The 7,027-nt window shown below is 71.4% G+C and carries 5 protein-coding genes; all 5 read right to left on the bottom strand.

Annotated features, from left to right (window positions below):
- Nucleotides 1-131: 131 nt before the first annotated feature.
- The 5 genes from ACZ56B_RS30740 to ACZ56B_RS30760 all read right to left on the bottom strand — a co-directional run bounded on the left by ACZ56B_RS30740 (nucleotide 132) and on the right by ACZ56B_RS30760 (nucleotide 6,736).
- Entirely contained in the window at nucleotides 132-1,904 is a 1,773-nt protein-coding gene (locus ACZ56B_RS30740) for an IucA/IucC family protein (protein ID WP_468797657.1), read from the bottom strand.
- Nucleotides 1,901-2,467, bottom strand: a complete 567-nt coding sequence (locus tag ACZ56B_RS30745; RefSeq protein WP_468797660.1) for a GNAT family N-acetyltransferase — start codon at nucleotides 2,465-2,467, stop codon at nucleotides 1,901-1,903. The genes ACZ56B_RS30740 and ACZ56B_RS30745 overlap by 4 nt, the downstream gene beginning before the upstream one ends.
- Nucleotides 2,464-3,756, bottom strand: coding sequence for a lysine N(6)-hydroxylase/L-ornithine N(5)-oxygenase family protein (locus tag ACZ56B_RS30750; RefSeq protein ID WP_468797663.1), 1,293 nt, complete (start codon nucleotides 3,754-3,756; stop codon nucleotides 2,464-2,466). The genes ACZ56B_RS30745 and ACZ56B_RS30750 overlap by 4 nt, the downstream gene beginning before the upstream one ends.
- On the bottom strand, nucleotides 3,740-5,182 hold the full coding sequence (gene desA / locus ACZ56B_RS30755) for a lysine decarboxylase DesA (RefSeq protein ID WP_468797665.1): 1,443 nt from the start codon (nucleotides 5,180-5,182) through the stop codon (nucleotides 3,740-3,742). The genes ACZ56B_RS30750 and desA overlap by 17 nt, the downstream gene beginning before the upstream one ends.
- A 504-nt stretch (nucleotides 5,183-5,686) precedes the next feature.
- Entirely contained in the window at nucleotides 5,687-6,736 is a 1,050-nt protein-coding gene (locus ACZ56B_RS30760; RefSeq protein WP_468797668.1) for an ABC transporter substrate-binding protein, read from the bottom strand.
- Nucleotides 6,737-7,027: the final 291 nt, after the last annotated feature.

The following is a 7,027-nucleotide window of genomic DNA, read 5'->3' on the forward strand; positions in this document are numbered from 1 at the left end:
GGGGCCGGGGCACCCACAACTCCCCCGGGTTCCCTTGCCAGCCGGCCGAAGGCCCGGGGGAACAACAACCCGGGCGGCCCCCCAACAGCACCGCCCTCGGGGGTCCCCCCCGGTCCGCGGGCCCTCGCGGGTCAGCGCCCCGCGAGGGGGTTCTCCAGGGTGCCGACCAGCTGGAGCGCGCCGGACGGGTCCGCGAGGTCCACCATCTGCCGGTTGTCGCGCAGCTGGAGCCGGTTGAGGCAGGACAGCGCGAACTCGGGGGCGAACACGTCGTACCGGTCGAACCGGTCGGCGAGTTCGGGCACCGAGGCCTGGTACTCGCGGGTGACCTCCGCGACCGTGCGCCAGAAGCCGTCCTCGTCCAGGATCCCCTCGGTGGCGAGGTTCGCGGCCAGGAAGCGGAAGAAGCAGTCGAAGACGTCCGTGAAGATCGACAGCAGCTTCTGGTCGTCGGGGACCTCCACGCGGATCCGCGAGACCTCCGGCGGCAGCACCGCGTCCGGGTCCATCACCACGATCTCCTCGGCGATGTCCTTGTAGACCGCCCGCCGCACCACCCCGTCCCTCAGGACCAGGATGACGTTCTCCCCGTGCGGCATGTACGCCAGGTCGTAGGCGTAGAAGCTGTGCAGCAGCGGGGTGTAGTAGGCGCGCAGGTAGTGCCGCAGCCATTCGGCCGGCGCCAGCCCCGACCGCGCGACCAGCGCGCCCGCGAAGGACTTCCCCTCGTGGTCGACGTGGAGCAGCGACGCCATGGTGGCCAGGGTCTCGCCGTCCTCCAGCGAGGGCACCGGGCTCTCCCGCCACAGCGCCGCCAGCATCTTCCGGTACGGCGAGTAGCGGTCGGTGGCCCGCTCGTACTCCAGGTGCCGGTAGCCGACCGCCGCCCGCTCCCGGATGATCGACAGGCCCGTCGCCCGCAGCACCGGGTCGTTCTCGATCAGCCGGGCCAGCCAGTCGTTGATCGCCGGGGTCGCCTCCATGTAGGCGGCCGACAGCCCGCGCATGAAGCCCATGTTGAGGACGGACAGGGCCGTCTTCACGTAGTGCTTCTCGGGGTGGGAGACGTTGAAGAAGGTCCGGATGGACTGCTGCGCCAGGTACGCGTCGTCGCCCTCGCCCAGGCAGACCAGGTTCCGGCGCGCGACCTCGGCGGCGAAGGTGACGGCGAGCTTGTTGTGCCACTGCCAGGGGTGGACGGGGACGAGGAGGTAGTCGGCGGGGTCGAGGCCCTGCCCGCGCAGGACGCCGTGGAACCGCTCCACGGTCTCCTCGCCCAGCTCCTGCCGCAGGAACGGCTCGTACTCGATGCCGGCGCCGGCCGTGAACGCGGCCCGCGAGCGGTGCGCGGCCAGCCAGACCAGCCGCACCGGGTTCGCCGCCTCCGGCGCGTACGCCAGGTACTCGTGGACGTCGAAGCCGAGCCGTCCGTTGTTGGCGACGAAGCAGGGGTGGCCCTCGGTCATGCCGGTCTCGACGGCCTGGAAGTCGCCGCGGGCCAGCTCGGCGGAGGTGACCCGCGGCTTGGCGAGCTTGTAGCAGGTGCCGGAGAGGGTGGAGGAGATCTCCTCCAGGTACACCGGCAGGACCTCGTCGCTCAGCCCCAGCGCCTTCCGCAGCTCGATGAAGAAGTCCAGGGCCGCGAGGGGGAGTTCGTCCTCCCCGCGGTGGCGGCTGATGGAGTCGGCGTCCACCTGCCAGTGGTCCAGGGCCCGGCGCACGGCGGTGAAGCGGTACTCGGTCAGGCCGTCGTCGCTGCGGACGGTGTAGCGTCCCCCGCCCGTCTCCTCGGGGGTGATCAGCCGCTCGTGCGCGAACTCGGCGAGCGCCTTGCGGATCAGCAGGCGGTTGGCCGTCGCCCAGCGCTCGGGGGTCAGGTGGGCCACGGCGTCGGCGAGGCTCATGCGCCCACCCCCGTGGCCGCGGTGAACCGCTCACGGGTGCAGAAGCTCAGCAAGGCCCTCTTCTCCGGCTTGTCTATCTCCCGTACGGGCACGAACCCCACGGCCTCGTTCAGGGCGTGCACCGCCTTGTTGGACACGTCCGGCTCGACGACGACGCGCCGGGTCGACGGGTCGGCGAACAGGTGCGCCATCACGGCGGTGATCACCGACCGGGTGAAGCCGTGCACCGGGGTGTCGGCGGGCGCGACCAGGAAGTGCATGCCGACGTCCCCCGGCTCCGGCTCGTACAGGCCGGCCAGCTCGCGGTGGGCGGGGTCGTACCGCTCCATCAGGAAGGCGGGCCGGCCGTCGTGCAGCCCGAGGTACGCGTGGTGGTGCTCGTCGGCCGCGATCTCCCGGTACGCGCGCTCGACGTCCTCCGGCTCCGCGTCCTGCATCATCCAGAACGCGGCCTTGGGGTGGGTGACCCAGCGGTGCAGCAGCCCGGCGTCGCGCGGCGGGTCGAGCGGGCGGACGGTGAAGGTGCCGAGCTCGTTGCGGAAGCCGGCGTCGTCGGTGCTCATACGGCGAACTCCTGGAACGCGATGGACTTCTCCACGGGGTAGTACTCGGTGCCGAGCATCTCGCGGATGATGCAGCTGTTGCGGTACGGGCCCATGCCCAGGTCGGGGCTGGTGACGCTGTGCGTGTGGACGCCGCCGTTCTGCAGGAAGACGCCCCGCCCGGTCACGTCGACGGCGTAGTTGCGGGTCACGTCGAAACGGCCGTGCCCGTCGAAGCGGAGCCGGTCGCGGACGGGGTCGAGGAAGGCCGGCGGCTCGTAGTGGTAGCCGGTGGCCAGCACCAGGCCCTCGGTGCGCAGTGCGAAGTCCTTGTCCTGCTCGTCCTGGTGGAAGCCGAGCGTGTAGCCGCCGTCCTCGTACCGCGCGGAGGTCAGCGAGGAGTTGGTGAGCAGCCGGGTGGGGACGCCGCGGCCGCCGCTCTCGACGTTCTTCTGGTACAGCAGGTCGAAGATCGCGTCGATCAGGTCCGAGTTGATGCCCTTGAACAGGCCCTTCTGCTGCTTCTCCAGCCGGTAGCGGGTCTCCTCGGGCAGCGCGCGGAAGTAGTCGATGTAGTCCGGGGAGGTCATCTCCAGGGTCAGCTTGGTGTACTCCAGCGGGAAGAACCGCGGGGAGCGGGTGACCCAGTTGAGCGAGTAGCCGTGGACGTCGATCTCGGAGAGCAGCTCGTGGTAGATCTCGGCGGCGCTCTGCCCGCTGCCGACGACCGTGATCGACTTCTTCCCGCGCAGCTCCGCCCTGCGGTGCGCGTACTGCGCGGTGTGCAGGACGTCGCCCTCCAGGCCGCGGCACGCCTCGGGGACGAACGGCACGGTGCCGGTGCCGAGGACCAGGTGCCGCGCGCGGTAGGTCTCCCCGGCCCGGGTGCGCACGGCGTACACCTCGGCGGCCTCGTCGTAGGTCACCTCGGTGACCGTCGCGCCGAAGCGGACGCAGGACAGCTTGCCGGCGGCCCAGCGGCAGTAGTCGTCGTACTCGATCCGCAGCGGGTAGAAGTTCTCCCGGATGTAGAACGAGTAGAGCCGGCCCTTCTCCTTCAGGTAGTTGAGGAAGGAGTACGGGGACGTCGGGTCGGCGAGGGTGACCAGGTCCGACATGAACGGCGTCTGCAGGTGGGCGCCGTCGAGGAACATCCCGGCGTGCCACTCGAAGTCCGGCTTGGACTCCAGGAAGACGCCGTCGAGCCCGTCGATGGGCTCGGTCAGGCAGGCGAGGCCGAGGTTGAAGGGGCCCAGTCCGATGCCGACGAAGTCGTGGGTGGTTTCCGGGGCTTCAGGAAGCGCGGTCAAGGGACTCTCCCAGGTACTGCTCGGCGTGGCCGGCGATCAGGTCGAGGACGGCGGTGATGTCGGCCGTCGTGGTCTCGGGGTTGAGCAGGGTGAACTTCAGGTAGTGGCGCCCGGCGACCTTGGTGCCCGCGACCACCGCGTCACCGGAGGCGAACAGGGCCTTGCGGGCGTGGAGGTTGGCCCGGTCGATCTCGGCGGGGTCGGTGACGGCCGCCGGGACGTAGCGGAAGACGAGCGTGGACAGCGACGGCCGGACGACCACGTCGAAGCGCGGGTCGGCGGCGAGGAGCTCCCAGCCCTCGGCGGCCAGGTCGCACACCTCGTCGAAGAGCCGGCCGATGCCGTCGGCGCCCATCACGCGCAGCGTCATCCACAGCTTGAGCGCGTCGAACCGGCGGGTGGTCTGCAGGGACTTGTCGACCTGGTTGGGGATGCGCTCGGCCACCGCGCGGCGCGGGTTGAGGTACTCCGCGTGGTAGGTGGCGTGCCGCAGCACGGCCGCGTCGCGGACCAGCACGGCGGAGGAACTGACCGGCTGGAAGAAGGACTTGTGGTAGTCGACGGTGACGGAGTCGGCGCGCTCGATGCCGGCGATGCGGTCCCGGTACTTCAGCGAGGCGAGCAGGCCGCAGCCGTAGGCGGCGTCCACGTGCATCCAGACGCCGTACTGCGCGCACAGTCCGGCGATCTCGGGCAGCGGGTCGATGGAGCCGAAGTCGGTGGTGCCGGCGGTGGCGACGACGGCCATGGGGACCAGGCCCGCCTCGACGCAGCGTTCCAGCTCGTGGGCGAGGGCGACGGTCTGGAGCCGCTTGTCGTGGTCGACGGGGACCGGCACCACCGCGTCCGGTCCGAGGCCCAGCAGTTTCGCGGACTTCTGCACGCTGAAGTGGCCGGCCTCGGAGGCGAAGACGCGCAGTTTCGCGAGGGACCCGGTCTTGGCCTCCTCGCGCGCCAGCAGCAGCGCCTGGAGGTTGGACTGGGTGCCGCCGGAGGTGAAGACGCCGTCGGCCCCCGGGCCGAGGCCGACGCGCCGGGCGGTCCAGTCGATGAGCTTGCGCTCGATGAGGGTGCCGCCGGCCGACTGGTCCCAGGTGTCCAGGGAGGAGTTGACGGCGCAGAGCACGGCCTCGCCGAGCAGGGCCGGGATGACGACCGGGCAGTTGAGGTGGGCGAGGTAGCGGGGGTGGTGGAAGTAGACCGCGTCCCGGAGGTAGACGTCCTCCAGTTCGTCCAGCACCGCGGTGGTGTCGTGCAGCGGCTGGTCCAGGTCGATCCGCTCGATGCGGGGGGCGAGGGCGTCGACCGTGACGCCGGTGAACGGCCGTTCGGTGGTGGCGAGTTTGGCGGCCACCCGCTCGACTCCTTCGGTCACGGAGCGGCGGTAATGCTCCGTGGTGGTGTCGTTGAGCAGGTGCGAGCGCATGGGGGGTCCTCCCGGTGGGGACGGTCCGGTGCGGGGCAGGGAGCGGGCCGCGGAGCGGCTCGCGGCCTTGGTTAGGTTAGCCTAACCTCGCCGGGTCGGGAGGCTGTCCCCGCCGATCGTGACCGCGATCACTCCGAAGCCGGGGGGATGGTCCAACTCCCTACGGAAATGCCCTGGTTGGCGCGGCGGATCCACGCGGACGGACGCGCCCGCGATGCGTCCGTACGGACGTACGGCCGTGCGGACGTGCGGCCGTGCGGCCGTGCGGACGTGCGGCGGACGGGAGCCGGGCGGTGCGGAGGCCGCGGGACCCGCGAGGGGCCCGGGCGCCACCGGTCGCGCCCGTGGCGGCGGACGCCCCGCGGCCCGGGGCGGGGGCGAGGGGCCGGGGACGGGCCGGGCCGCCTCGTCCGTGCGCCCCGGAGGGCGGGGAAACGGAACGGGCGGCCGCGGCGGTGCTCACGCATGGCTCCCGGAGGAGGTGTCGGCGGTGCCGGAAGGGCGTCAGCCGACCTTCCTGGCCTTCTCGATGGCCTCGGCGAGGTTCTCGACCAGCGGGACGCACTTGTCGTAGGACAGGATCGGCTCGGCGGAGCGCGGGATGACCTGGCCGGCCTTGACCGCGGGGAGCTTCTTCCAGGTCGCCTCGGTGATGTCGGCGGGCTGGATGGCCGAGGAGCGGTCGTCCATCATGATGACGTCGGCCGGGTACTTGTCGACGTTCTCCCAGCTGAGCCCCTCGAACCAGCCGCCGCCCTCGGCCTTGGCCTCCTCCGGCGGCTCGACGAAGTCCACGCCGAGGGCCTTGAAGTACTCCAGGTCGACGGAGAGGTTGGTGCCGGAGACGTAGAAGATCTCCTGGCTCGCGGAGGCGGCCATCACCTTGATGCCGGGGTTGGCCCTGACGGCCTTGCGCAGCCGCTCCGAGGCCTCCTCGAAGCGCTTCTTGGCGTCGGCGGCCTTCGCCGCCCTCATGTCGCCGCCGAGCGACTCGGCGAGCTCCCACATGCGCTGCAGCGAGGCGGTCAGCTGGCGGTCGTAGACGGAGATGCCGACGCTCGGGGCGAGCTTGGCGATCTTGTCCTTCGAGGCCTCGGGGACGTACCAGAGGGTGCCGGCGTCGTCGAACATCGTGGAGATGAGGACGTCGGGCGCGAGGGCCGCGTACTTCTCGACGTTGAACTGGTCCCAGACGTTGCCGAGGACGGTCACCTTGCTGATGTCCATGTCCCCGGCCTGGACGTCGGCCTTGCCGTCCTTGGTCTCGGTCGGGCCGAAGACGCCCTTGACCTCGATGCCGTAGTCGTACAGGGCGGCGGCGACACCGGTGAACGCGACGATGTTCGCGGGGGTCTCGTCGAGCTTGACGGTGGTGCCGCGGTCGTCCTTGAAGGACCAGGGGCCGGACGTGGACCCGCCGCCCCCCGTCGAGTCCGAGCCGCCGCTCTTCGCGTCGTCGTTCCCGCAGGCCGCGAGCACGGCGCCGAGTCCGAGGGCGCCACCGGCGGCGAGCAGTCCGCGACGGGAGAGACGGGCGGTTCTGGCGTTCGGCATGGCTGGGTCTGCTTTCGTGCGTACGGAGCCGGCGGGGCGCGCTCACGGCCCTGGGGCGGTAAACACGCTTAGGTTAGCCTAACCTCATGATCTGTCCAGGGGGTGCGCCACACGCATTCCCGCACGGATCGCCGGAAACACGCGCCCCCGCCGCGACCCCCCGTCACGCGGCACGGGGGGGGGGGGGGGGGGGGGGGGGGGGGGGGGGGGGGGGGGGGGGGGGGGGGGGGGGGGGGGGGGGGGCGAGGGGGGGGGGGGGGGGGGGGCGGCGTATGGTGTTGTTTTTTTCTT

It is taken from the genome of Streptomyces sp. NPDC034670, from assembly GCF_055574875.1.